At 49.9% G+C, this 24813-nt stretch carries 24 protein-coding genes; 11 read left to right on the top strand and 13 right to left on the bottom strand.

Annotated features, from left to right (window positions below):
- Positions 1 to 44: 44 nt before the first annotated feature.
- Complete coding sequence (gene mscL / locus LG201_RS07490) at positions 45 to 464, top strand: large conductance mechanosensitive channel protein MscL (protein ID WP_226771534.1); 420 nt, start codon at positions 45 to 47, stop codon at positions 462 to 464.
- A 110-nt stretch (positions 465 to 574) separates the two neighbouring features.
- Here mscL and LG201_RS07485 read toward each other — a convergent pair whose 3' ends face one another.
- The 5 genes from LG201_RS07485 to miaB form a co-directional block, all read right to left on the bottom strand.
- Positions 575 to 985: a hypothetical protein gene (locus LG201_RS07485; RefSeq protein ID WP_226771533.1), complete on the bottom strand. Its 411-nt coding sequence runs from the start codon at positions 983 to 985 to the stop codon at positions 575 to 577.
- A gap of 74 nt (positions 986 to 1059) precedes the next feature.
- Positions 1060 to 1929: an HlyC/CorC family transporter gene (locus LG201_RS07480; RefSeq protein ID WP_226771532.1), complete on the bottom strand. Its 870-nt coding sequence runs from the start codon at positions 1927 to 1929 to the stop codon at positions 1060 to 1062.
- Between the two features lie 9 nt (positions 1930 to 1938).
- Entirely contained in the window at positions 1939 to 2388 is a 450-nt protein-coding gene (gene ybeY, locus LG201_RS07475; protein WP_226771531.1) for an rRNA maturation RNase YbeY, read from the bottom strand.
- On the bottom strand, positions 2381 to 3373 hold the full coding sequence (locus LG201_RS07470) for a PhoH family protein (protein WP_226771530.1): 993 nt from the start codon (positions 3371 to 3373) through the stop codon (positions 2381 to 2383). Before LG201_RS07470 ends, ybeY begins: the two co-directional genes overlap by 8 nt.
- Positions 3374 to 3383: 10 nt before the next feature.
- Positions 3384 to 4712, bottom strand: coding sequence for a tRNA (N6-isopentenyl adenosine(37)-C2)-methylthiotransferase MiaB (miaB, locus tag LG201_RS07465; protein ID WP_226771529.1), 1329 nt, complete (start codon positions 4710 to 4712; stop codon positions 3384 to 3386).
- Positions 4713 to 4856: 144 nt separating this feature from the next.
- Between miaB and cysG the strand changes: the two genes are divergently transcribed.
- On the top strand, positions 4857 to 6260 hold the full coding sequence (gene cysG, locus LG201_RS07460; protein ID WP_226771528.1) for a siroheme synthase CysG: 1404 nt from the start codon (positions 4857 to 4859) through the stop codon (positions 6258 to 6260).
- Here the strand turns inward: cysG and LG201_RS07455 are convergent.
- Both LG201_RS07455 and ompR read right to left on the bottom strand, forming a co-directional pair.
- Entirely contained in the window at positions 6181 to 7545 is a 1365-nt protein-coding gene (locus tag LG201_RS07455) for a sensor histidine kinase (protein WP_226771527.1), read from the bottom strand. The two genes, cysG and LG201_RS07455, sit on opposite strands and share 80 nt — an antisense overlap.
- A gap of 12 nt (positions 7546 to 7557) precedes the next feature.
- Positions 7558 to 8286 (bottom strand): osmolarity response regulator transcription factor OmpR, encoded by a 729-nt coding sequence (gene ompR, locus LG201_RS07450; RefSeq protein WP_226771526.1) that lies wholly within the window; start codon positions 8284 to 8286, stop codon positions 7558 to 7560.
- A gap of 366 nt (positions 8287 to 8652) precedes the next feature.
- On the opposite strand from ompR, the gene LG201_RS07445 reads away from it, so the two are divergent.
- From LG201_RS07445 to LG201_RS07435, 3 genes are all read left to right on the top strand, one after another.
- The gene (locus LG201_RS07445; RefSeq protein WP_226771525.1) at positions 8653 to 9222 is read left to right on the top strand and encodes an EF-hand domain-containing protein; all 570 of its coding nucleotides are present in this window, start codon (positions 8653 to 8655) and stop codon (positions 9220 to 9222) included.
- Positions 9223 to 9437: 215 nt separating this feature from the next.
- The gene (locus LG201_RS07440; protein WP_226771524.1) at positions 9438 to 9650 is read left to right on the top strand and encodes a glycine zipper 2TM domain-containing protein; all 213 of its coding nucleotides are present in this window, start codon (positions 9438 to 9440) and stop codon (positions 9648 to 9650) included.
- 189 nt (positions 9651 to 9839) lie between these two features.
- Entirely contained in the window at positions 9840 to 10976 is a 1137-nt protein-coding gene (locus LG201_RS07435; RefSeq protein ID WP_226771523.1) for a GNAT family N-acetyltransferase, read from the top strand.
- A 39-nt stretch (positions 10977 to 11015) separates the two neighbouring features.
- On the opposite strand, the gene ybaL is transcribed toward LG201_RS07435, so the two are convergent.
- The gene (gene ybaL, locus LG201_RS07430; RefSeq protein WP_226771522.1) at positions 11016 to 12683 is read right to left on the bottom strand and encodes a YbaL family putative K(+) efflux transporter; all 1668 of its coding nucleotides are present in this window, start codon (positions 12681 to 12683) and stop codon (positions 11016 to 11018) included.
- A gap of 270 nt (positions 12684 to 12953) precedes the next feature.
- Between ybaL and LG201_RS07425 the strand changes: the two genes are divergently transcribed.
- The gene (locus LG201_RS07425; protein WP_226771521.1) at positions 12954 to 13148 is read left to right on the top strand and encodes a hypothetical protein; all 195 of its coding nucleotides are present in this window, start codon (positions 12954 to 12956) and stop codon (positions 13146 to 13148) included.
- A 65-nt stretch (positions 13149 to 13213) separates the two neighbouring features.
- On the opposite strand, the gene LG201_RS07420 is transcribed toward LG201_RS07425, so the two are convergent.
- Positions 13214 to 13495, bottom strand: a complete 282-nt coding sequence (locus LG201_RS07420; protein WP_226771520.1) for a hypothetical protein — start codon at positions 13493 to 13495, stop codon at positions 13214 to 13216.
- A 178-nt stretch (positions 13496 to 13673) separates the two neighbouring features.
- Here LG201_RS07420 and sodC point away from each other — a divergent pair, with 178 nt between their 5' ends.
- A complete protein-coding gene (sodC, locus tag LG201_RS07415; protein WP_264193325.1) occupies positions 13674 to 14174 on the top strand; it encodes a superoxide dismutase [Cu-Zn] SodC in 501 nt (166 codons plus the stop codon).
- Between the two features lie 161 nt (positions 14175 to 14335).
- Complete coding sequence (locus LG201_RS07410; RefSeq protein WP_226771518.1) at positions 14336 to 15892, top strand: phospholipase D family protein; 1557 nt, start codon at positions 14336 to 14338, stop codon at positions 15890 to 15892.
- Between the two features lie 18 nt (positions 15893 to 15910).
- Here LG201_RS07410 and LG201_RS07405 read toward each other — a convergent pair whose 3' ends face one another.
- Positions 15911 to 16819, bottom strand: a complete 909-nt coding sequence (locus LG201_RS07405) for a bestrophin family protein (protein ID WP_226771517.1) — start codon at positions 16817 to 16819, stop codon at positions 15911 to 15913.
- Positions 16820 to 17208: 389 nt separating this feature from the next.
- On the opposite strand from LG201_RS07405, the gene LG201_RS07400 reads away from it, so the two are divergent.
- The 3 genes from LG201_RS07400 to LG201_RS07390 all read left to right on the top strand — a co-directional run bounded on the left by LG201_RS07400 (position 17209) and on the right by LG201_RS07390 (position 20408).
- The gene (locus tag LG201_RS07400) at positions 17209 to 18021 is read left to right on the top strand and encodes a formate/nitrite transporter family protein (protein WP_226771516.1); all 813 of its coding nucleotides are present in this window, start codon (positions 17209 to 17211) and stop codon (positions 18019 to 18021) included.
- Between the two features lie 62 nt (positions 18022 to 18083).
- Complete coding sequence (locus tag LG201_RS07395) at positions 18084 to 19808, top strand: bifunctional protein-serine/threonine kinase/phosphatase (RefSeq protein WP_226771515.1); 1725 nt, start codon at positions 18084 to 18086, stop codon at positions 19806 to 19808.
- Positions 19809 to 19967: 159 nt separating this feature from the next.
- Positions 19968 to 20408 (top strand): hemerythrin domain-containing protein, encoded by a 441-nt coding sequence (locus tag LG201_RS07390; RefSeq protein ID WP_226771514.1) that lies wholly within the window; start codon positions 19968 to 19970, stop codon positions 20406 to 20408.
- Between the two features lie 2110 nt (positions 20409 to 22518).
- Here the strand turns inward: LG201_RS07390 and LG201_RS07385 are convergent.
- The 3 genes from LG201_RS07385 to LG201_RS07375 form a co-directional block, all read right to left on the bottom strand.
- Entirely contained in the window at positions 22519 to 23163 is a 645-nt protein-coding gene (locus LG201_RS07385; RefSeq protein ID WP_226771513.1) for a thermonuclease family protein, read from the bottom strand.
- Between the two features lie 132 nt (positions 23164 to 23295).
- On the bottom strand, positions 23296 to 24072 hold the full coding sequence (locus tag LG201_RS07380) for a type I restriction enzyme HsdR N-terminal domain-containing protein (RefSeq protein WP_226771512.1): 777 nt from the start codon (positions 24070 to 24072) through the stop codon (positions 23296 to 23298).
- 103 nt (positions 24073 to 24175) lie between these two features.
- Positions 24176 to 24673 carry a DUF4823 domain-containing protein gene (locus LG201_RS07375; protein ID WP_226771511.1) on the bottom strand — a complete coding sequence of 166 codons (498 nt, stop codon included), beginning with the start codon at positions 24671 to 24673 and terminating at the stop codon, positions 24176 to 24178.
- Positions 24674 to 24813: the final 140 nt, after the last annotated feature.

The following is a 24813-nucleotide window of genomic DNA, read 5'->3' as shown; positions in this document are numbered from 1 at the left end:
GCATCTATCAACTGGCACTAACTGTTTTTGACGAAGGAGAAATTATGTTTAAAGAGTTCAAGGCATTTGCCGTACGTGGAAACGTGGTCGATATGGCCGTCGGTATCATTATCGGGGCCGCCTTCGGTGCTATCGTCAAATCATTGGTTGATGATGTCATCATGCCGCCGATTGGATTGTTGCTGGGCAATGTCGATTTCAGCAATCTGTTTGTTGTGCTCAAGGATGGTGCTGAGCTTGCGCCACCTTATGCCTCGGTTGCTGCTGCCCATGCCGCCGGTGCTGTGACGCTTAACTATGGCTTGTTTATCAATGCAGTGGTGAGTTTCACCATTGTGGCATTTGCGGTGTTCTTGCTGATTCGTGCCATCAACAAGCTCAAGACTGAAGAGCCTGCTGTGCCAGCGGCGACACCGGAAGAAATTTTGATCTTGCGTGATATTCGGGATTCACTGAAAAAGTAATAGGCGTCCATAGTCGCCGACTACCGAATGGTGAGATCGACGACAAGGCCAGACAATAAAAAAGCGATGCATGGCATCGCTTTTTTATTGTCTATCAGCAATGTGCAGGATTAAAGACCTGGTACGACTTGTTGGTGCATGGTTGCATCGTCATTTCCATCGTGGTTCATGAACACCACCAGCACAACGCGGTCACCGACAAAATCTAACTCGGTAGTCTGGTAGTAAGCCCCATCCAGGCCTGTGTTGATGTAATGATATTGCCAGACGGAAGCCATGAGTTCATCAGTGCCTGGACGATGATAGTCATTCTTGCGTGCAGGTTCTCCAAATTGGGCAACGATAGCATCTTTATCAAACTGGTAAATGTGTTCAATAAAGGTGGTTTCATCGATGGGGATACTATCGGCCGATGGTGTTGGCGGCGTTTGTGCTGAAGGCGATTCTTCAGCGAGTAAAGTGCCGGGGTTCAATACAAGCGCAGGTAAAGCCAGGAACAGGGTAAGCCACACGACTTTCATCACGAACTCCCATCAGGCATGTTGAGCTGGTTGGAGCAGGAATTATTCCCTAAAGTTCCTGATGTAACAAGGAATTAGGCCGTGAGGGTGTCGCTGTCTTCCTCGGTGGCTGCTGCCAGTTCTACCAGCAAGGAGTGCACACGGCGACTATCGGCGCGTAGCACTGTGACATTGATGTTGTCGAAGCTGACTTCTTCTCCACGCTTGGGCATATGCTGGAATTTGCTGACTACCAGTCCGCCTATGGTGGAGAACTCTTCATCGCTAAATTGAGTACCGAGGATGTCGTTGAAATCTACGATCTCCGTGAGTGCTTTCACCCGGTAGCGACCTTGTGCATCCTGGATGATATTGTCTTCGTTTTCATCCTCATCAAACTCATCTTCGATATCGCCTACAATTTGCTCCAGCACATCCTCAATGGTGACCATGCCTGCCACACCACCATATTCATCCACCACAATGGCGATATGGTTGCGGTTGCTGCGAAATTCCTTGAGTAGCACATTCAGGCGCTTGGATTCTGGAATGAACACGGCAGGGCGTAGCATGTCGCGGGCATCAAAATCCTTGCCAGTGTAGTAACGCAATAAATCCTTTGCCAGCAAGATGCCGATCACGTCGTCCTTGTTGTCATCAATGACAGGAAAGCGCGAGTGAGCGGCTTCAATGACAAAAGGGATAAATTTTTCAGGGGGATCCGTGATGTCGATCACGTCCATTTGAGAGCGTGGGATCATGATGTCACGCACTTGCATTTCTGACACCTGCAGCACGCCTTCTATCATGGCCAGCGCATCTGCATCTAGCAGGCTGTTTTCATATGCAGTGTGGAGTTGCTCTATGAGCTGCTCACGGTCTTCGGGCTCGCGTAGCAGAAAGTTGGTCAGGCGTTCTAGCCAATGGGGTTTGATGTTGGGACTTCGTTTGTCAGGTTCAGCCATGATGGTTGATTAAATGTCCGTTTTTTCTGATAAATAGGGATCCGCATAACCAAGCTTGCTGAGTATGCTGGATTCCAGCGACTCCATCAGCTCGGCTTGCGCCTCTTCTTCATGATCATAACCGTGCAGATGCAGTATGCCATGCACGGTCATATGCGCATAATGCGCCTCCACTGTTTTGCCCTGTTCGCTTGCCTCTCTTGCCACAACAGGGGCACAGAGAATGATGTCGCCGATAAGCCAGGGCTCCTCGACCAGCGGAAACGTCAATACATTTGTAGCATAATCCTTGCCACGATAATCGCGGTTGAGTGTGCGTCCTTCTTCTTCGTCCACAATGCGCAGCGTGGCTTCGGTATCTACCCGTAGCGTATGACGTGCCCACTTGCGGAACTGCTTCTCGCTGGGCACTTCTGCTGCTTCACTGGCATATTGCACGCTAAGCGCAAGTTTAGGCATTGTTGGGCTTGCCCTGATTATCGCCAGGCTGTGTGACAGATTGTGCATGACGCTCACTATCGTAGCGTTCGTAGGCGTTGATGATTTTCTGCACCAATGGGTGGCGTACCACATCATCGGAAAGGAACTGGGTGAATGCAATGCCGCGCACATCCTTGAGCACTTTTTGCGCTTCTACCAGGCCGCTCTTCTGGCCACGCCCCAAGTCAATCTGCGTCACATCGCCCGTAATGACGGCCTTGGTGCCAAAGCCAATACGCGTCAGGAACATCTTCATCTGCTCTGGCGTGGTGTTCTGTGCTTCATCCAGGATGATAAAGCTCTGGTTAAGCGTGCGACCACGCATGTAGGCAAGCGGGGCGACCTCAATGGCACCACGCTCAAACATCTTGTTGACCGTGTCATAGCCTGCCAGGTCATAAAGGGCGTCATACAAGGGGCGTAGATAGGGATCCACTTTTTGTGCCAGATCTCCCGGTAAAAATCCCAGGCGCTCGCCCGCTTCTACCGCAGGACGTACCAACACAATACGTTTGACGCGATCACGTGTCATGGCATCAATGGCACTGGCAACAGCCAGATAGGTTTTGCCAGTGCCAGCCGGGCCTATCCCAAAGGTAATGTCGAAGTCCTGAATCTGCTGTAAATAGCTTACCTGGCGCGGAGTGCGGCCATGCAGATCCTGACGGCGTGTCATAAGCGTAGGCATGGCAGTGCTGACCTGCTCAGGTGCCAGGCGCTCGAGCTCTACCAGGCCAAGTTGCACTTCTTCCAGGTTAATCGGGTTTTTGGCCCGCTCATAAAAGTTTTCCAGCAGTTGTGCTGCCAGGCGGGTATTGGCCTGGTCGCCTGCGACGCGAAAATGAGCACCACGCCTGGAAATGGTGACATCAAGCGCATCCTCGATTTGCTTGAGATTTTCATCCAGGGCACCGCATAAATTGGCGAGACGCAGATTATCTTCAGGTTGTAACGTGAGTTCCACTCAATATGTCCTATATTAATTCGCCACGTAATGTATGAGGGGCTGCCTCGGTAATCCTGACATTGACAAACTGGTTGATCAGCTTGGCATCACCAGGGAAGTTGACGATGCGGTTATTATCAGTACGGCCTGCCAGCTCGCTGGCACTCTTTGCTGAGAGACCTTCGATCAGCACACGTTGCACGCTACCTACCATCGCTTCACTGATGGCCTTGCCCTGGGCTTCATTCAATGCCTGCAGGCGGGTGAGCCGTGCTTGCTTTTCTTCCTGGCTGCAATCATCTGCAAGGTAGGAGGCTGGTGTGCCGGGACGTGGGCTGTAAGTGAAGCTGAAGCTGAAATCAAAGCCTACATCCTGCATCAGCTTCATGGTGGCTTCAAACTCTTTCTCGGTTTCGCCAGGAAAGCCAATGATGAAGTCAGACGTGATGCATATATCCGGTCGGGCTGCACGTAGTTTGCGAATCACGGATTTATATTGCAATGCCGTGTAATTGCGCTTCATCGCCATCAGAATACGGTCAGAGCCTGCTTGTACTGGCAGATGCAAGTGCGAGACTAGCTTTGGAATACGGGCGTAGCAATCAATCAGCTCAGCTGACATTTCGTTAGGATGTGACGTGGTATAGCGGATGCGTTCAATTTCTGGGATTTCTGCCAGATATTCAATCAGTAGCGCCAGATCTGCCGTATCGCCTTCTGCTGTTTCACTGCGATAGCCATTGACGTTTTGCCCCAGCAGGGTGATTTCCTTTACCCCTTGTTCTGCCAACTGGATGGCTTCGGTCAGGATGTCGTCAAATGGGCGCGATACTTCGTCGCCGCGGGTGTAAGGCACAACGCAGAAAGTACAGTATTTGCTGCAGCCTTCCATAATCGAAAGAAAAGCGGCCCCGCCTTCGACTCGTGGTGGTGGTAAATGGTCAAACTTCTCTACTTCGGGAAAACTGATATCCACCTGTGACAGCCCCGTCACACGGCGAGACTGTATCATCTCCGGAAGCCGGTGCAGGGTTTGCGGTCCGAACACCACATCGACGTAGGGCGCGCGCGCTACGATGTTTGCTCCCTCCTGGCTGGCTACGCAACCACCGACACCAATCACTAGGTTGGGGTTTTTTTCCTTCAAGGGGCCAAAACGGCCTAAATGGCTAAATACTTTTTCCTGGGCTTTTTCGCGCACGGAACAGGTGTTCAGCAAAATGACATCTGCCTCTTCCGGGTTTTCCGTAGTGAGCATGCCTTCCGTGGCATGCAGCATATCCATCATGCGAGATGAGTCATATTCGTTCATCTGGCACCCAAAGGTCTTGATAAAGACTTTTTTCGGCGTATTCATGGGGTAACTTGGCGTGTGCTCAATGTGAGCGCGAGATGGGGAATGAAGGTTGCAGGATGCAAAATATCTTAAAAAAACAGTGGGCTAAGTGCCTATTTTAGCTTAGCTGCCGCGGAATGCCAATCGCAGAGTAAAATATCCCGCATGGAAACCCTGCCTATATTCATGAAAATTCGCCATCGCCGCTGCGTGGTGATCGGTGGCGGTGATGTCGCCAGCCGTAAAGTCAGTCTCTTACTCAAGGCAGGAGCCGCGGTCACCGTGATTGCTCCTGAGCTTTATGCCACGCTCATTGAGTGGGTTGATGCCGGGGAGATTAGGCATATCAATGCCATGTTTCAGCCTGAGCAGTTGGATGGTGCTTGTATCGTCATTGCCGCGACGGATGATGAAGATGTCAACCGTCAGGTGTCTGCCGCCGCCATGTCGCGTAATATTCCGGTGAATGTGGTTGATGCGCCCGAATTATGTACCTTTATTGTGCCTTCGATTGTGGATAGATCCCCCATTCTGGTCGCAGTTTCCAGTGGCGGTGCGGCACCGGTCTTGGCACGCATGCTGCGCACGCGGATTGAAACCATGATTCCCGCGACGTATGGCAAGCTGGCAGCCCTTGCCGCTGATTTTCGTGACCAGGTGAAACAACGTTTCAGCAATAGCCAGCAAAGACGCATTTTCTGGGAGGATGTATTCCAGGGGCCGATAGGTGAGCAAGTGTTATCAGGCCAGGAGTCAGCGGCCCGTCAAGCATTGCAGCAGGTCTTGAAAGGGAGTGGTGATACCCATCATGGTGAGGTATACCTGGTGGGGGGTGGGCCTGGAGACCCGGATTTACTGACGTTCCGTGCATTACGGTTAATGCAGCAGGCCGATGTGTGTGTGTACGACAAGTTAGTGAGTAAAGAGGTGATGGAGCTGGTTCGACGTGACGCTGATCTTGTCTATGTCGGAAAGACCAGGGACCAGCACACCTTGCCGCAAGAAAAAATCAATGACCTGCTGGTTCGACTCGCTCAGGAAGGCAAGCGTGTATTGCGCTTGAAGGGTGGCGACCCCTTCATTTTTGGCCGAGGAGGGGAGGAAATAGAAACCCTGATGGAACATGGTGTGCCATTCCAGGTGGTGCCGGGTATTACCGCAGCCAATGGCGTATCCAGTTATGCCGGGATCCCATTGACGCATCGCGATTACGCACAATCCTGCTTATTCACCACCGGGCACCTCAAGGATGGCAGTGTCGACCTGGACTGGCCTGCATTGGTCAGGCCAGGGCAAACCGTGGTGATTTACATGGGCTTGGTGGGTTTGCCGGAAATCTGCCGGCAATTGATATTGCATGGTGCACCAGCTAATCGCCCGATTGCGATCGTGCAGCAAGGCACGACGCCAAGACAGCGAGTGGTGGCCGCTACCCTGGAGACGCTTGCTGAGAAGGTAGAGGCTGCTGGCTTAAAGGCACCATGCCTGATTATTGTCGGGGAGGTGGTGCGTTTACGCGAAAAGCTTGCTTGGTTTGAACCGTCACCTGTGGCTGAATCGGTAGAGTAAGCCTGGCTTCCAATCCCCCTTGTGGACGGTTGAGCAGGGTCAGCTGGCCTTTGTGCAGTTTGGCAATCCGGTCAGAAATCGCCAGTCCCAGTCCACTGCCACTCTTGTTGCCACGGGCAGTATCCAGGCGTTCAAATGGTCGCAGCAGGCGCTCCATTTGAGAGGCGGGTATGCCAGGGCCATTATCCAGTACGCTGAGTATGATATTGCCTGCGGTTATGCGTGTGGTGAGTGTGACTTCGCCACCGCCATAGGCAAACGCATTGTCTACCAGGTTGCCTAGCAAGCGTTGCATTGCCAGCGGCCGAAGTGGAATCAGGTGGGTCGGGCCCAATGACAGGTTGAGTTTGCGGCCCGCCCTGATATGGCGATCAGCAATCGAGCCCAATAGTGCATTGAGATCCATCATTTGCGTGGGCTCTCCTTCAATACCCCGGACAAAATCCAGGAACTGATGGATGATGCTGTCCATGTCGCCAATATCCTGAATCATGCCGGTCTTTAGGCTCGCACAATGTTCGTCAGGCAGCATTTCCACTGACAGCCTCAAGCGGGCCAGCGGGGTGCGCAAATCATGTGAAATCCCGGCTAAAAGCAGCGTACGTTCGTTATCCAGCCGCACCAGGGCTTCTGTCATTTCATTGAACGTGCGACTGACCTCACGCAACTCGTGAGCGCCTTCTTCAGGTAATGGCGGTGGATATTCGCCGCTACTCAGGCGGCCCGCTGCTTTGACAAGTAATCTGAGCGGGTGGTGGATGTTGGAGGCAATCAGGTAGGCGCCTAGCAGGGACAGCATGATGACCAGTGCTCCCCAGCCCAGCCATTGCCAGGGGAAGGGGCGGTCTACCTGTATGCGTGGAATGACGACCCAGTAGTCATCCTGACCCAGGCTGAAGCTCACCCAAAGACCGGGAATACCAAAATGATTCATGACGACCAGCGTATCTTTACCCAGGCGTTCACGGATTTTGGTGGCGATCAGACGGATCAACAGATCATTGGGTAGCGGCTCGATTTCTTCCAGCATGTCGGCCGCATAGATACGCACTCCCTCACGACCTGATAGCTCGGAAAGTAAGGCCAGTCGACGATTTTCATGTGCTGCGAGCAAGGATGCGCGGGTGTAATTCACCACGGTGATCGCCTGCAATGCAGCAGACATGGCCCGTGGCTCACTCTCGAAATAATCGAATAACTTGAGCGCGGCAAACTGCCCCGCAGCCAGCAGCAGGGCAATCAGCAGCATGACGCGTGCCAGCAGGGTGCGAGGTAACAAGTTCATGGTGCGGGGAAGTTAGCTTTTCTGGGCTTCACCATCAGGGACAAACACATAGCCAAACCCCCACATGGTCTGCAGATAGCGAGGATGCGCCGGATCAGGTTCTATCAGCCTGCGTAGACGCGACACCTGCACATCAATGCTGCGGTCAAACACATCAAGCTCGCGCCCCCGGGCAAGTTGCATCAGGCGGTCACGCGATAGTGGTTGGCGCGGATGGTCTACAAATACTTTCAACAGGGCGAATTCGCCACTGGTGATGGTGACTGATTCACCATTCTTGGTCAGAGTACGGGTAGAGGGATCAAACACAAACTCACCAAAGCTGATGTTGTCAGCTTCTGCCACAGGCGTTCCGGGTGGCAATCGGCCATGACGGCGCATGACGGTATTGATGCGGGCTAACAGTTCGCGCGGGTTGAATGGTTTGGGCAGATAATCATCAGCGCCCATTTCCAGCCCGATAATGCGGTCAATTTCATCGCCGCGGGCTGTGAGCATGATCACCGGAATGGTGCTGCCATTGGCCCGCAGGCGACGACAAATGGCCAAGCCATCTTCTCCGGGCAGCATCAAGTCCAGCACTAGTAGGTCCACATGTTCATGGGCTAGGGCCTGATCCATTTCAGTAGCGTCAGAGACGGTCTTTACACTGAAGCCCTGTTCGCCCAGATAGCGTTGCAACAACTCGCGCATGCGCAAGTCATCATCCACCATTAATATTTTTTTAGAAGGTATCTGCATAGTAATATTTTCTGCGGAATGGAGGTCAATGGAAAGTATTATTTATCGTTAAGCTCTTAAATTGCAGGGCGGCGCAACATAGCGTTAATTGGCATGAAATCCTATTATTCAAGAGCCAGTCTCATTGTTACAAAATTTTACAATGGGACGGCAGTATGAAACATTCAGTTTACATCAATGGGGCATGATGTCGCCTCAATCAAGTTCAAATCAAACGGTTGCTGTGCTGTTTGATCTATTCTTTTTAAGAGAAGCATTTCTCCGTGATATGCATGACAACAGGTATTTAGCCTGCTCGTGCTTGGATTGAAAGCTGTGAATTGAGGCGTATGAACCACATGATCTGGAAGTGTACGGTTTAGCTGTATGTTGATAGTGACTGATCTTATTGCTCATCAAAAGCATGTATTGCTGATCGCGCTGGCCTTAATGGGCTGTGCTGGCTTGGCAATTGCTGCTGGCCCCCGGGATAAAACTGCTGAATTGCTTGCAGAAAACGAGTTGCAGGAAATTCCTGGTCCGCAGATACACCAGACGCTGGATGGGAAAATCAGTCTTGAAGACCGTTTGCGTTTACGCCGTGATCTTGATGAGTATTCTCGTAGCGTGGATGCTGCTCATGCCCAGATTGAGGATAGGCGTCGCGTCATGCGCCAGCGTATATTGGAACGCTTCCAGGAAGCGGATCGTGATAACAATGGTGTGATTTCACGTGAAGAGGCCACCGAGTTTCTGCCCCAGGTGGCGCGCCATTTCATGCAATTTGATCTGAATGGTGACGGCATGATTACCATGAATGAACTGGAAACCGTACAAGCCCGTATTGCTGAGCGTCAGCATATGGCAATTGAAAAAAAGGAAATGCAGGATATTTCCGAACAGGCAAAAGCCAAGTCCAAAGAGGCCGCTGTAGTTCCTGCCAAGCGTTCTCTGTAATCAGTATTCCAATAATAAAACTTCCTTGTGAAACCTGAAGCACTGCCTTGCCGGGACAGTGCTTTTCTTTTGTCTGCAATTAGCAACAATTTACCTCTTACATATTCTGCTTACATTCGTAATGTATTGATGCTAATGATATAAGTCAGTTGGCTCGAAAAATGCATAGCTGATATTAACTGTGGCACATTGCCTGTCTTGATAAGGAAATCAACATGAATAAATCGATTGCTGGCGTATTGTTAGTTGTGGTCTTGAGTGGCTGTTCAGGCTTGTCCACCAAGCAGAAAAACGCCGCGACCGGCGCTGCCATTGGTGGCGTTGCGGGTGCTGTGCTCACTGGCGGTAGCTCCATTGGTACGGTCGGTGGCGCTGCGATTGGCGGCGTGATCGGCCATGGCGTTGACTCTGGTGGCAAGAAAAAATAAGCTTGTCGTGATTGATTGACATGCTAATCAATTGATCTAGCAGTTTATTTTTCCATATCATTGCCCTTTGTCTCTTATTTGAGACGGAGGGCAATGTCTTATCTCGGTGTCTATATCTGCTCGATTTTATTGCGAAGTAGTCAGCACCTCATGCATGAGGTGAATACATGCGGTAAGCTAATGGCATCCATGAGCGATCAAATTGAAATCGGTGCCAGTATCAGTGAGTTAAATCCAGCAGAGTGGGATGCTCTCGGAGATGGATCACCTTTGCTCAGCCACGCCTTTCTGAGTGCCCTTGAGCAAACAGGATGTGTCGGGGGTGAGACCGGTTGGCAACCTTGCCCTTTGTTGATAAGCAGGCATGGCAAGTTGGTGGGCGCAGTGCCGCTTTACCTAAAAAGCCACTCCTATGGTGAATATGTGTTCGATTGGTCATGGGCCGATGCTTATGCCCAGCATGGCCTGGAATATTATCCCAAGCTGGTGGCGGGCATCCCGTTCACCCCTATCACAGGCGCCCGGCTTCTGACGCATGATGCGGCGATACGGCAACAGCTGACAGAGCAATTGGTGGAGTACCTGTTCAGTCTGCAAGTTTCCTCCATCCATGTCTTATTCCCGGATGATGCGTCCGCATCCACGTTGCAGCAACAAGGCTGGATCAAGCGTACCGGGGTGCAGTTCCGCTGGGAAAATCAGCAGTTTGCGAGTTTTGATGCGTTCTTGATGGCGCTGGCACATGACAAGCGCAAGAAAATCCGCCAGGAGCGTAAGAAAGTTACGCAGGCAGGTGTGCATTGTCGACAATTGGTGGGGGCTGAGATTACCACCAAAGACTGGGATTTCTTTTATGCCTGTTACGTCAATACCTATCTGCAGCATCGATCAACCCCGTATCTGACAAAAGAGTTTTTCCATGCGCTCGGTCAGCGTTTGCCCGAGCATGTGATGCTGGTGCTGGCGGAGCTTGATGGTCAGCCCATCGGCGGAGCATTGAATCTCTATGATAAAGAGTGTTTGTATGGCCGCTATTGGGGCGCACTAGGGTATATCCCCAATCTGCATTTCGAATTGTGTTATTACCAGGCGCAGGAGTTTTGCATTGCGCAGGGAATACGCTATTTTGAGGGTGGTGCGCAGGGTGAGCACAAGCTGGCACGTGGATTTTCTCCCCGGCCCACCTGTTCATTTCATCAATTGGTTCATCCGGATTTTGAGGCGGCCGTCAGGCGCTTTGTCATTCGGGAAGAGCACGGAATGATGCAATACCAGCAGGAGCTGGATGAACGGGCGCCTTACAAAAAGCTGGATATGGGCAGTTAGGTTTGAGGATATATGGTGCGTCAAAAGCTAAGCGCATCCTTACCATTCGACACCTGCACGCACCCAATTGGCCATGCCTTTGGCAATTTCCCGCTCTCCCATGATGGTGTATGAGGCCCCATGCTTTTCCAGATGCTCAATTTGGGCATCAGAATGCGCACGGGCGACTACTTCAATCTGTGGGTTGATCTTGCGCGCATGTTCAATGATCTGGCCTGCCTCCAATGCATCCGGGATGGCAACCAGCAACCAGCGTGCAGAGCGGATATTGGCGGCTTCCATCATGCCTGGTGCGGCCGCATTGCCACACAATGCGGGTGTGCCTTGCTCACGTAATGCCTGAACCACTTCCGGCTGATCTTCCAGCACAATAAAAGGCTGATCCTGTTGCTGTAATGAGGCGCCGACCAGTTTGCCCACGCGACCATAGCCAATCAGGATGGCATGCGCATGCAGGTAAGGATAGGAAATGGTGCGTGTGCCACTTTCACCCTTGAGCGGTCTTTTTTCTTCTCGATTCAACAGCCATGGTTTGAGCTTGTCCAGCCCTAAAAACAGCAGGGGATTGATCAGAATGGAAAGGATGGCGCCGCTGAGAATCAGGTCTCGCCCGGTATCGGAGAGCAAGCCAAGAGAAACCCCCAGTGCGGCAAGAATGAAGGAAAACTCACCAATCTGGGCCAGGCTGGCCGAAATGGTCAGGGCCGTGCCCAAGGGATGACGGAAGGCGAGCACGATGGCAAAGGCCGCCAGCGACTTCCCGATCACAATGATGAACAGGGTAGCCAGTATCAGCCATGGCTCACGCATGATGATGGAGGGGTCGAACAGCATGCCGACGGATACGAAGAACAGTACGGCAAACGCATCACGCAGTGGCAAAGATTCTTCAGCAGCGCGATGGCTCAGTTCCGACTCACTGAGGATCATACCCGCGAAGAACGCCCCCAGCGCAAACGAAACGCCAAACAGATAGGTCGAGCCCAGCGCAAAGCCCAGCGCAATGGCCAATACGGCCAGCCTGAACAATTCACGGGAACCCGTGGCGGCAGTGCGTGCCAGCATCCATGGAATGACGCGCCTTCCCACGATCAGCATCACGGCAACAAATGCAATGACTTTGCCTATGGTAATGGCCAGGGTATGAGTCAGTTCAGCACCGGTGACAGTATCTCCCTCTCCGCCAAGGATGCCGCTAATGGCGGGCACCATTACCAAGGCCAGCACCATGGCAATATCTTCAACAATCAGCCAGCCAATCGCGATCTGGCCGCGCTTGGTTTCAAGAATGCGCCGTTCCTGCAATGCAGTCAGCAATACCACGGTGCTTGCTGTAGAAAGTGCCAGCCCGAAAATCAGGCCTTCTCCAATCGGCCAGCCAATCGACAATGCCAGTGTCATGCCAAACAGGGTGGCAATCGCGATCTGCACAATGGCGCCGGGAATGGCGATTGATTTGACCGATAACAAATCCCTGAGGGAAAAATGCAGGCCTACGCCAAACATGAGCAGGATGACGCCGATTTCGGATAGTTCCTGTGCCAGGTGGGCGTCGGCAACAAAACCCGGTGTAAATGGGCCAACCACAATGCCTGCGATCAGATAGCCGATCAAGGGTGGCATGCGTAGGCGGTTGGCCAGCATGCCAAAGACAAAGGCTAGCACCAAGCCTCCAACAATAGTGGCGATGAGGGGGGAGTGCTCCATCCAGGAAGATTGCCTTTCACATATGGGTTAGACAGGCAGCACGATTGCTGCCCAGTGGGGTCACCCAAAACTACATCAATAATATGTCAGCGTGCAACTATTAATATGAAGATAAATCGCGATGAGGGAGGAGTGGCAACGTATTGGCATCAGCACTTCATGCTTTCAATGGGTATATGGTGTTCTCCTACACACTTCTCAGCCAGTTTCCTATAGTTCTTCGGACATTGAGTCGGCTATGTTGTGCTAGAGATAAAACAGGAGCTATCCATGGCGATTTTTACCATTGATGTACATGAAAAGAAGATTGAGAACAAAGGTGATTCATTATGGAGAACCTCCATCAACGCCGCTGATATTGAGGAAGCATACCGTATTGGAAAATCACAATTCGAGATGGAACGGCCCGATCTCAACGCTGAGGATGTGGTGATTGAAGCAAGCTCTGAATCTGTTGAAAAGTAGGAAGATTTTGCTGATCACTCCTTAAGCCTGCATCTTCAGTCAATGAAAAATACATTCTTGTTCGCTTAAGGTTTACTGCGGTATTTGAGTAAAAACTCGTTTTCCATGAACTCACAGGCTTCAGCGACATATTTTTGCTCAATCGGAGATAGTGGCGTATTGGCATGATTTTTCCAGCACGATTTAATCGCTGCGCGGTCATTGGCCTGTTCGTGACTATCAATCACCTCGTGGTTGGTGGTGACAAACAGGTAGGTGAGCACCACCACAATCGGCGTCAGGAAAAGCCATAATTTGGTGGTGGGACTTAATCCATCACGTGAGTTTGTTTGAGATGTGTTTGTCATGTGATCCCTCTTGTTTTTGGTGATTGCAATGAATCGTCGCACTATGCGGTATGGATTACATTTTTGTTGGATTGTTCATTCTTTTTTAATGAGATGCAATTCTTTTTATCGGGCTGGAAAAGTAAATCTCTATTTTGCCAGTCAACTATGTATGTTCAAGGAGAAGTCTGTGAAATTAATGGCCATGTTGACGTTGCTTTTTGCTTCCAGTGCACTTGCCGATATTGTGGTGCCAATGAGTTTGGTGAATGAGCAGGGCATTGGGGAGTCTGCGGGAAATATACGGATTACTGAGAGTAAGTACGGCGTCGTATTGACCGCCTCGCTGAAAGGATTGACGCCCGGTTTGCATGGCTTTCATCTTCACCAGAATGCCAGTTGCGAAGCCAAGGAGAAAGACGGTAAGAAGGAACCAGCCGGTGCGGCTGGCGGGCACTTTGACCCTGCCAACACTGCTCAGCATGGAACACCGTGGGGCAGGGGCCATTTAGGCGATCTTCCCCCTTTGTATGTGAATGCAGATGGCAGTGCCGCACAGCCTGTGCTGGCACCGCGCCTCACACTAAAAGAGCTGACAGGACATTCCCTGATCATCCATGCCGGCGGTGATAACCATGCGGATCAGCCGGAGAAGCTTGGAGGTGGTGGGGCGCGGGTAGCCTGCGGTGTGATCCAGTAAGCTGATGTGTTATCCGTAATCGGGATGATCAATCTGGTGAAGGCGACCCACTCCAGACCTTGTAAGGTGAAGTGGTGTGGGATGCCCAAGCTGTTACGATGGCTAGATGGTCAGGACAAGCTGCATATTGGTGTGCATGAAAATATTGGGATAGTCCAATCATGAATGCAATGAGTGTTGGTATTTTGCGTTATTTGGCCATCCTGATACTGGGCACCCAGTTATTCGCCTGTGGTTTGCCCCAAGTCAAGGAGCGCACTTTATCTTCAGCCCTGACCGTGAATGAGTCCGTAGCGACCACACTGGGCAAGATACTCGAGCCGATCAAGCAACCGCATAGTGGTAAATCCGGCATCATGCCCTTGGTTGATGCGCACAGTGCTTTTGCTGCTCGTATCCTGATGGCTAACTCGGCCGAGAAAACACTGGATATTCAATACTACATCTGGCGCAACGACAGTACAGGCACCTTGCTGCTGGAGGCTTTGCATAAAGCGGCTGATCGAGGTGTCAGGGTGCGCCTGTTGCTTGATGACAATGGCATTGATGGCCTTGATGCCAGGTTGGCAGCACTGGATAGCCATCCTTTGATCGAGGTGCGCCTGTTTAATCCCTTTCCGTTTCGCCCCGTTAAATTTCTTGGTTATTTGACTGACTTTTCCCGTCTCAATCGGCGTATGCATAACAAGTCGTTCACCGTGGATAACCAGGTGACGATTATTGGCGGGCGCAATATCGGCGATGAGTATTTTGGTGCGACCGATGGTGTCTTGTTTGCGGATCTTGACTTGATGGCGATCGGCAATGTGGTCAGGGAAACCTCCAGCGACTTTGATAAGTATTGGGCCAGTGATTCCGCTTACCCAGCCAGCCAGATAGTGTTGCCGCGGCCAGTGGAAGAACTCAGGTTTCTCACCGAAGCTGCAAACAATGCTGAACAGGCAGTGACCAATGAGGGTTATTTAAAAGCCTTGGGGAATAGCCAGTTTATCCGTGATTTTCTCGATGGAAAGCATGATTTTGACTGGGCCAGGGTGGAGATGATCAGTGATGATCCTAAAAAAGGCCTGGGCCTGGCGCAAGATAAAGATTTAATGATGTTCGATCTGCGCCGGATATTGCGGCAGCCAAATGAGTCCGTCGATCTGGTCTCGCCTTACTTTGTGCCCACCAAAACCGGTGCAGCTGGATTCAGCCACTTGTCATCGCAAGGTATCAATATACGTATTCTGACCAACGCCCTGGAATCCACCGATGTGGCTGCTGTACATGCGGGGTATGCCAAGCACCGGAAAGCATTGTTGAAATCTGGTATCAAGTTATACGAAATGCGGCGGCAGGGCGACATGAACAATGCAAAGGATCATCTCGGTCCGTTTGGCAGTTCCGGTTCCAGCTTGCATGCCAAAACGTTTACCATTGACCGCTCACGCGTGTTTGTGGGGTCTTTCAATTTTGATCCCCGCTCTGCGAGGCTCAATACCGAGCTCGGCTTTGTGGTGGAAAGTCCGGCCTTGGCGAAGAAAGTGGAGTTGGCGTTTGAATCCAATGTGCCTGAGCTCGCATACGAGGTAAGGCTGGATGATGAGGGCGAGCTTTACTGGATAGAGCATCAGGGCGACAAGCAGGTCATCTATTACACCGACCCTGGTACGAGCTTCATGAAGCGCCTGGGTGTCAGTATCCTGTCTTTGTTTCCCATAGATTGGTTGCTGTAGCCTTACCCTGGAGTGAGTTCAGTTCAAGATATAGTCCACGGGTTTGGGTGCCTGGGGCAGGTCGGTAATATGCATGGCTTCCAGCAGGTTCAGCTCAATGGTGTCCGCAAGTGCCACAATCGGCAGGTTATTGGCTTGGGTACCAAATGGATTTTCCAGTTCATCGCCCAGAGCATCCAGTCCAAAGAAGGTATAGGCGGCCAGTGCTGTGGCAAAAGGCGTGGCCCAACCCAGAGTATCCGCAAAGCCGAACGGGAGTAAAAAGCAAAAAAGATACGCGGTGCGGTGCAACAGCAATGTGTAACCAAACGGGACTGGGGTAGTGAGGATACGTTCACAAGCCACCTGTACCAATGCCATCTGGCTGATCGTATGGTCCAGCATCTGAAACGGGATATCCTTGATCACGCCTGCTGACCTGAGCGTTACCACTTCTTGCTGCATGGCTGTCAATATGACTTCTGGCGGATTGCTGCTGCTGGCGTAGGTCGCTGCCAGTTCTGCACTCAGGTATTTCAAGGTTTTGGCAGCGTTAGTGCCAGGGCGTAAATGGACAACCAGCGATTGGCAGAATGCGATGGATAATCGCAGCACTGCATGTCTGCTGGTCTCGTTATCCAGCAACAGTAACTGCCTGGCAAGATTGCGATTGAGGACAATCAGTTCACCCCAATATTTTCGGGCTTCCCACCATCGGTCGTAGCAGGCGTTGTTGCGGAACGCGAGAAATATCGAGAGTGCAATTCCAAGCAGAGCAAAAGGAGCACCATTGAAATCCGGGATCAGCTTGGGGTGGTGCTGATGCGCCCACACTGTCATCGCTGAAATCAGCGCGACGGTGAGTATTTGCGGGAAGATGCTGATGACGATGGATCCACGCACAATATAGAACAGCTGAAATAACGAAGGTCTGGGGCGGACTATCATAATGAGAGTGGCGTCATGGTGAATGAATCAGACAGTGTAATATTCTTTTCGTTGTATTTATAAATTAACAGCGATTGGATGATGGTCTGTGTGCACCAATATGATCTCTCATTCATATTTTACGCCTCATGATAGAGCATGGCTGTGAGAAGTTTTTCAGCGCACACTCCGATGAGCCTTGCTGATAGGGCATTGCAAGCAATGGCTTGGTTTTTGCTAGTTATGTCCAAGTCAGGGCAATGTGGCCTTGATGCCAGACCAATATGATGCACGGCTGGTAAATGACTACGGACAACGGCGTCCACTCTTGATCTTTACTCTGTTCATGAGAGTAAAGATCAAGAGTGGACGTTTTTTTATTATGACGCGACCACTTTATAGGAATTGTTATGGCTTATCTCTTACCTTCAGAATTTGTGACCAAGATGGTGGATGCCGGTGAATCCAAGGTATTCATGTCCACCCGGGATACGCTTATCCGCGCTTATATGGCGGGTGCTATTTTGGCATTGGCCGCGGTGTTTGCCATTACGGCCTCGGTACAAACCGGATATCCATTGATTGGTGCCATCCTGTTCCCGGTGGGTTTTGCCATGCTCTACCTCTTGGGATTTGATTTGTTGACGGGCGTGTTTGTATTGACGCCGCTAGCCTTGATTGACAAGCGTCCTGGCGTCACGATTGGGGGCGTGCTGCGTAACTGGGGCCTGGTGTTTGTGGGCAATTTCCTGGGCGCATTTACCGTGGCCATCCTGATGTCGATTATCTTCACCTTTGGTTTTTCCACCGAGCCAGACAAAGTGGGTACCATCATCGCCGGCATCGGTGAAAAACGCACACTGGGCTATGCCCAATATGGTGCAGCCGGCATGCTGACCATCTTTGTGCGGGCCATGCTGTGTAACTGGATGGTATCTACCGGCGTTGTTGGGGCCATGATCTCCACCAGTGTGCCAGGCAAGGTAATTGCAATGTGGATGCCGATCATGGTGTTCTTCGCCATGACATTCGAGCATTCCATCGTTAACATGTTCCTGTTCCCCTCCGCCCTGATTATGGGAGGCAATTTCTCTATCATGGATTACATCATCTGGAACGAGATCCCCGTGGTGCTTGGCAACTTGGTAGGTGGCCTGGCCTTCACTGGGTTGACCTTGTATGCTACCCACATCAGAACCGCGCCTAAGCGCAACATGGGCTAATCTGCGGCCGTTTGGGGCTGTCTTACGAGCGTATCAAGCCCCTTACTAGCATGGTAGACACATTGAAAATTTCAGTCGGACAATACTCCGACAAAGGCCGCAAGGAAATCAACCAGGATTTCCACGGAGCCTATATTCCACAGGAACCGCAGCTGAGTGCGAAGGGGGTGGCTTTGGTGCTGGCTGATGGCATCAGCAGCAGTGATGTCAGCCAGATGGCGAGTGAATCTGCCGTCAGAAGCTTTCTGGATGATTATTACAGCACCTCCGATGCCTGGAGTGTCAGGCATTCAGCCCAGTGTGTATTGATGGCCGCCAATTCCTGGTTGCATGCACAGACACAGCGCAGCCAATATCGCTTTGACAAGGATAGAGGCTATGTCTGCACACTGAGTGCCATGATCCTCAAATCCCGGGTTGCCCATATTTTTCATGTGGGCGACAGCAGAATTTATCGCTTGCATGATCAAGTGCTGGAGCAGTTGACCGAGGATCATCGCGTCTGGATTAGCGCAGAGCAAAGCTATCTCAGTCGTGCCTTGGGCATCAGTCCACAACTTGAAATTGATTACCTTTCGTTAGCGCTTGAGCAGGAAGATATTTTTCTGCTGGCGTCGGATGGGGTCTATGAGTATGTTGACGCTGCATTCATTGCCGCAACGATCACACACAATAGTAGTGATCTGAATCAGGCAGCAAGGATTGTGGTTGAGGAAGCCTATCAACGCGGCAGTCCTGACAACCTGACGCTGCAAATTGTCAGGGTGGAGCAATTACCGGCGGGCAGCTTGCAGGAAATTCAGGCCAGGCGTGCCGAGCTTTCCTTACCGCCTATGCTGGAAGCACGGATGGAGTTCGATGGGTATCAGATCGTCCGGGATCTGCGCCGCTCTCATCGCAGCCATATTTACTTGGCGATTGATCAGCATACCGGCCAGCAGGTAGTGCTCAAGACTCCCTCAGTCGATATGAGTGGAGATTCGGCCTACCTTGATCGCTTTTTGCTGGAAGAATGGGTGGCCCGTCGTATTAATAGTCCCTATGTATTGAAACCGTGTGCACAGACGCGCCAGTCCAGTTTCTTGTATGTGGTCATGGAGTATATTGATGGCCAGACCCTGGCGCAGTGGATGCTGGATCATCCCAATCCTGACCTGCATACAGTGCGTGGCATTGTGACGCAGATTGCCAAAGGGTTGCAGGCGTTCCACCGGATGGAAATGTTGCATCAGGATTTACGTCCGGAAAATATCATGATCGATACTCATGGTACGGTCAGAATTATCGATTTTGGATCGACTCGTGTGGCGGGTCTGGTCGATAGTGTATTGGCCGTCGATACAGACGAGATATTGGGCACCATGCAATACACGGCCCCGGAGTATTTTCTGGGAGAACGTGGCAGCCACGTCTCTGATCTGTTTTCTTTGGGCGTGATGACCTATCAAATGCTCACCGGCCAGTTGCCTTATGGTGCCAATGTGGCCAGAACCCGGACGCGGGCTGCACAAAAACGCTTGATGTATATTTCCGCGCTGGATGAGCGTCGTCCGGTGCCGGCGTGGATGGATGATGTGCTGAAAAAAGCGGTGCATCCCAACCCTTACAGGCGCTATCAAGCCCTGTCAGAGTTTATTTATGACCTGCAGCAGCCTAGCCAGGATTTTCTCAACAAACATCAGGTCGCCTTGCTGGAGAAGAACCCGCTACTGTTCTGGAAGCTGACAACCGTGATCTTGAGCATGCTTGTGCTCATTTTATTTGCCGTGATCATACTCAAGCATTAAGGCATTTAACCAGCCATTCTCCTTGGTTGGATCATGAGCAGAGTGCTGCGTCATCCAAAAAAATATCAGCCATCTCCTACACCTAATAATGGCAATCACCGACTATCAGAAATCACTTCCCCCACTATATTGAGTGATACCAAATAGAAGGGATGGCATATGAATATTTTTGAAGCGTTAAGAGAGAGTCATGAGCTTCAGCGCGAGATACTGGCACAGCTAGTCAAGACCAGCGGAGACACTTCTGAGCGGGCCAAGCTGTTCAAGCAAATCAAACTTGAATTGTCAGCCCATGAGCGAGCTGAAGAGCGGCATTTCTATATCCCGATCATGACGGACAACAATGGCATTGAGCCCTCTAGGCATGGCATTGCGGAACATCATGAGATTGATGAAATTATTGAGCTGTTGGATGAAACAGACCCATCGTCGCCTGCTTGGTTGAGTTACGCCAAAAACCTGCAAGAGAAAGTGCTGCATCATTTGGAAGAAGAAGAGCATAAATTCTTTCAGATGGCGGGCAAGATATTGTCTGAGAAGGATAAGGAATCACTTTCCAAACCGTATTTGAAGGATTATCAGCAGGCGTTGGCAGAATGAGTCTCATGGGTGACCGAGTCGTGGTTGTCCTCGGTTGTCGTGAGATTTATTCGTCCATGATGCGTTGTCTGGCTTAGGTAGCACAGGTACCCTTTAGCGCAGGCAAAAAAATACGCCGCACCGGGGAGGATGGAGGCGTTTCCCTATTGCAGGGGAGTAAGCAATCATCAGCCACCTTGTAAGGCTGACGATTCAAGTTTATTCCTTTCAGTCCTCAGTAGCAATCGTGTCATATTTCATTGTGTATTGGTTTTAATGGATTGAATTTAAATAGTTAAATTCAATTTAATCTGGCTAAGGCATCATTTTATTGTATGAGAATATTCTCTGAATATTTTGCTTCATCACAATGTACTGTCCTCAAGGTCGATGAATTTCCCTACATCCTCATTACAGGTTCAGACGCAGCATCTTTGATGCTCAACGAGATTTGAAAAAGACTGCAGGCCTGATGCGTCATCTCTGTCCGCCGATAGGGCATATTTCTGTTTCCCTCCACTAGCAACATAATCTGGACTAATACATTCCCTTTGCCCTTTTACTATCTATGTCATTTCACGTAGGCATCATGTATCTGCAAGCGTACTGTGTGTAAGAATTCACTACAAAGTGATCAGTTTTACCATATTGATGGCATCGGGGATTGCAGCATATTTTGAGAGTAGTCATGCCATGTTCAATAGATTTGATCGGATCACAATCGGCATTGTGATGCTGGCGCTCTTTTGGATTGTATTTAACGCAATCCTTTATTGGGCTAGATAAGGAGATAGGCAATATCTGAGGGGATGGCTGCCTATATTGGCAACACGCCCATCATCCATTTGTGCATTTTAAAGACGATGTGGTCAGGAAATGTGTGTTGAATTCTTCTTTCAATGCACTCAAAGTCCGGGCTGCGGTGCGCTGGTGCCGTGTCGGTAAGTGTCTGAAACTAGAGTCATATTTTTCCTACATCGGATTGGGTGTCGTCTGTATCTGTCTGATTATTAAACCTAATTGGGAATGGTTTTTGTGCAGCCTTTTTCCCTGTTAAATTCTTATCTTGAAAGCTCAAGCTGAGCCTGGGTAAGATATATCTATTGACCAGCATTGAGGTTGCTAACAAGTAGACTCAACGCACATTTCTCCGGACAAAATGATGCAATGCTGGTCAGTTCTTCTTTTAATCAGTAGAGATCAATATTCTTGATAGCCTTGCTAGCCAAGAACTTTGTACTAGAATGTCTTCGTCAATGGCAATATCCATGCTTTGCTATTTGCTGATCAATCTGATCTTATCAATCTAATTAATGAATTTAGTTCCGTGTCAGGTGCGCGTTCAGCCACTCGAAAATCGATCTGGGGATTGACGCTGCGTGAACCTCGGCTACCTCAAACAATAGATAACTAAAATTCTCATGGATCAGATCTCCGAGTGAGTCCTTAAAGGATTTAGGATCCTTAATAGTTGAAAATGCGATAGTGCATACTTGGTCACTGGAGAATATAATTTTCCAATTATTACCAGATAAATTGACGATTACTTTTCTGATGTTATCAACGATCTCTGCCACTTGTTTCAAGCTCGGGTAATACATATTCATAATATAAGTGCGCATAAAACCTTTCTTTTTACCATCAGGATGGTAAGCAAGGCGAATCTCAATCTATCCAGTTTTTTGAATGGTCTATGTGCGACAGCAATGAATTTTGATGTATCACAATAAGAGCTAGAAGTAAGAGTGGGCGTGAAAAACCTTCAGAGGATACTTGCAAAGAAGGGAGGGGCAGTTTTGTCAGGCTGGTGCGCTGAGTCTAGTCTTCTTGCATGCTAACTACAATACATTCCTTGGATGCGTTATGAAATCTGCTTTTAAGCTGAAATCAACAACAGATATTAAGCATCATGAACATACTATTGGTGGGTTAGTCAGGTGAAGTTACCTATTTTACTAATAGCATCTGGACGAATTAGAAGTCATGCAGATTGATCACCATCATGGGCATACACCGTTTTTAACCATATCGACGCGTGATACTTCGCATCTACTTAATCCTGACTACAATTCTCATAAATTTTCATCTCGAAATTTGCAATGAGTGGCGCTGGTATTGTCATATCTCGCCTCTATCTACAAATTGACTCGCATGGAATGCCGTCGTTATTCCGATCCAGTTGGCTTACCCCACATACATTCAAGTAAAATCTGGCTTCCGCACAGCTGGCCATTTGCTTGCAGAAGCGTTTACCTGCACAGGCTAAGCCTGCCTTACTCGTCGCTGAAACATCCTGAACGACTTGAGTCGCTTTCTTGGCAATCTTGGCATTACCATTTCTGAACTCCCAAGGAGGCATCGGGTTAGGTTGGCTCCATAACCCGATGCTGGAAGCCTTTGCGCTTTCCTCAGCAGCAATCAGCTGTTTATCGCTAGAGCCCTGGCGATAAACCCAGGCCATCCCGTTTTGAACTTGGTGCAAATTTGCATCATGATAGCTGCCATCCATTGTCTGGCACTGTAGTGCCACAATCGTGCGGCCATATTTATCAGTGCCTTGAAGGTCAATCAGCGCAGGTTTTCCGAAGCAGAGGCTGGAGAGGGATTTCTTTGAAGCATTGCCAAAGTCTTGTGCCTTTTCAGGGGCATCAATCGCATTGAGGCGGACTTTGATGGACTGTTTGTCGCTAGTCAGGATGGTAAGAGTATCGCCATCGGCTATTCCAATCACTTTACCAGTCAGCGTGTCTGCATAGGAAGGTAGCCCCAGAAGCATACAGAGGAGAAAAGTACTGATTTCTAATGAGCTATTTCGCATAGGCCGGTGAGTTTTGCATGGTTCAGTAGGTCGGGAGTATTAATCTCAACTCCATTACAGCCTTGTATTTAAGCATTGAGGATCCAGTGATTATTCGCTGGTTTTATCAACGGCGGCTTTTGCTACCTTACGCTCATTAGCTCTGGCAACTTTCTTGATAAAGGCCGTCGCCTCTTTAGCCTCCTCACTCTCAAGAAGCTCTCTCTTAATCACCTCGTCCGTAATGCAAGTCAGAAGGCAAGCATCATCTGGTTTGATCGTGGGGGCCAGTTTTTTGATCTCTTTCCGAATGGCAGCCACAACAGCAGGGGTTTGCAAGATCGCCGCAATCGTATATTTTCCGGTGATCTGTTGGTGCTGGTAGTAAGAGTTCATTGAGGATTGGGTAAACCCTTCTCTCGCCAGAAGACCAAACTGTTCTACAAAGCTGATTGGCTTTGCACCAAGCTCGAGTAAATTGATTTCGAAGATGAGGGTTTGATCGATAGGTTGGCGGAAGTGAACCTTGTAAACACGCCAGATCACCCCATTGGTCAGGACAACCCATTCAATACCATGGTGAGCACCATATTCCATGGCTTGCTTGACGTGATTGTCTTTCAGGATCAGGCCAATGGCTTTACCTTCCACGAGAAATCGAACCTCATCATTCACTTTAACGGCGAGGTCAACATAAGTGCCTCGGATGGCAAATTCTGTCGTGACTTCGGTATATTTCTTATATCCCAGCACATCTGACAGCATGTCATTAATGATGACGACGGTGTCAGACTCACTAATATCACGGTTCTGTGCTTCTTGCAGGATAGTGATATATTTCTTCAGTTCAGACGAAATACGATCAGTTACTCGCTTTGATAGTGCCATTCTCATCCCCTTTAAATAGGACTCACCCGGACTAACTCACGCTTGGGCTGCTCCCATGTTTTTGTAGTGGTGCACGCGTGTTAAATGTTCGATTACTGGCCTTTTATTTAAATAATGATGATACAAACTCTTCGACAGGTTTAGCCAGAAGATCTTGTGGATGGTCACCGCCTAGAGTTGCCCAACCGCTTTTGCCTTTAATCAGTCCCTCTTCAATGACTGAACCATCTGCAGTGTTCACCACCTCTATTTTTACTTCTAGTCTGTCTGGAATGCCCGACCATTCAGTCGCTCTATCCTCCCAGTGCAGGATGGTTGGGTAAACAAGCGTGGTGAAGTTATTTGTCTTGGCATGTTGGAGCGCAACATCGAAATCTTGATGAATACGTCCCGATTGAACACGCCTGAGATGGTGAGCAAATGCGGTTTTGATGACTTGGGTAGTATTTGCACCAGAGCCTGTATAGGTCTTGGCCTCATACATCCCATCTGACGGCACGGCGATATAAATAGATTCGTTGGCACTTAAGGGGTGATCTTTAGGATTGCCTATCCTGGTCAGTTTATGAGAGTCGGCACAGGCTGTTAAGAGGGTTGCCATGATGGCAATCGTGATTATTCTTAGCATGAATTCCCCGAAGTAGTTGGTATTGCAGTTATATTTTTATCATTGACTGTACACCAAATCCCTGTGCATAGAAAAGCATATGGGTGATTTTTAGCTACGCCACCAGCGCGGTG

Origin of the sequence: Methylobacillus gramineus, from assembly GCF_020532675.1 — a bacterium.
GTDB lineage: Bacteria > Pseudomonadota > Gammaproteobacteria > Burkholderiales > Methylophilaceae > Methylobacillus > Methylobacillus gramineus.
This window is presented reverse-complemented; position numbering and strand designations above follow the sequence as displayed.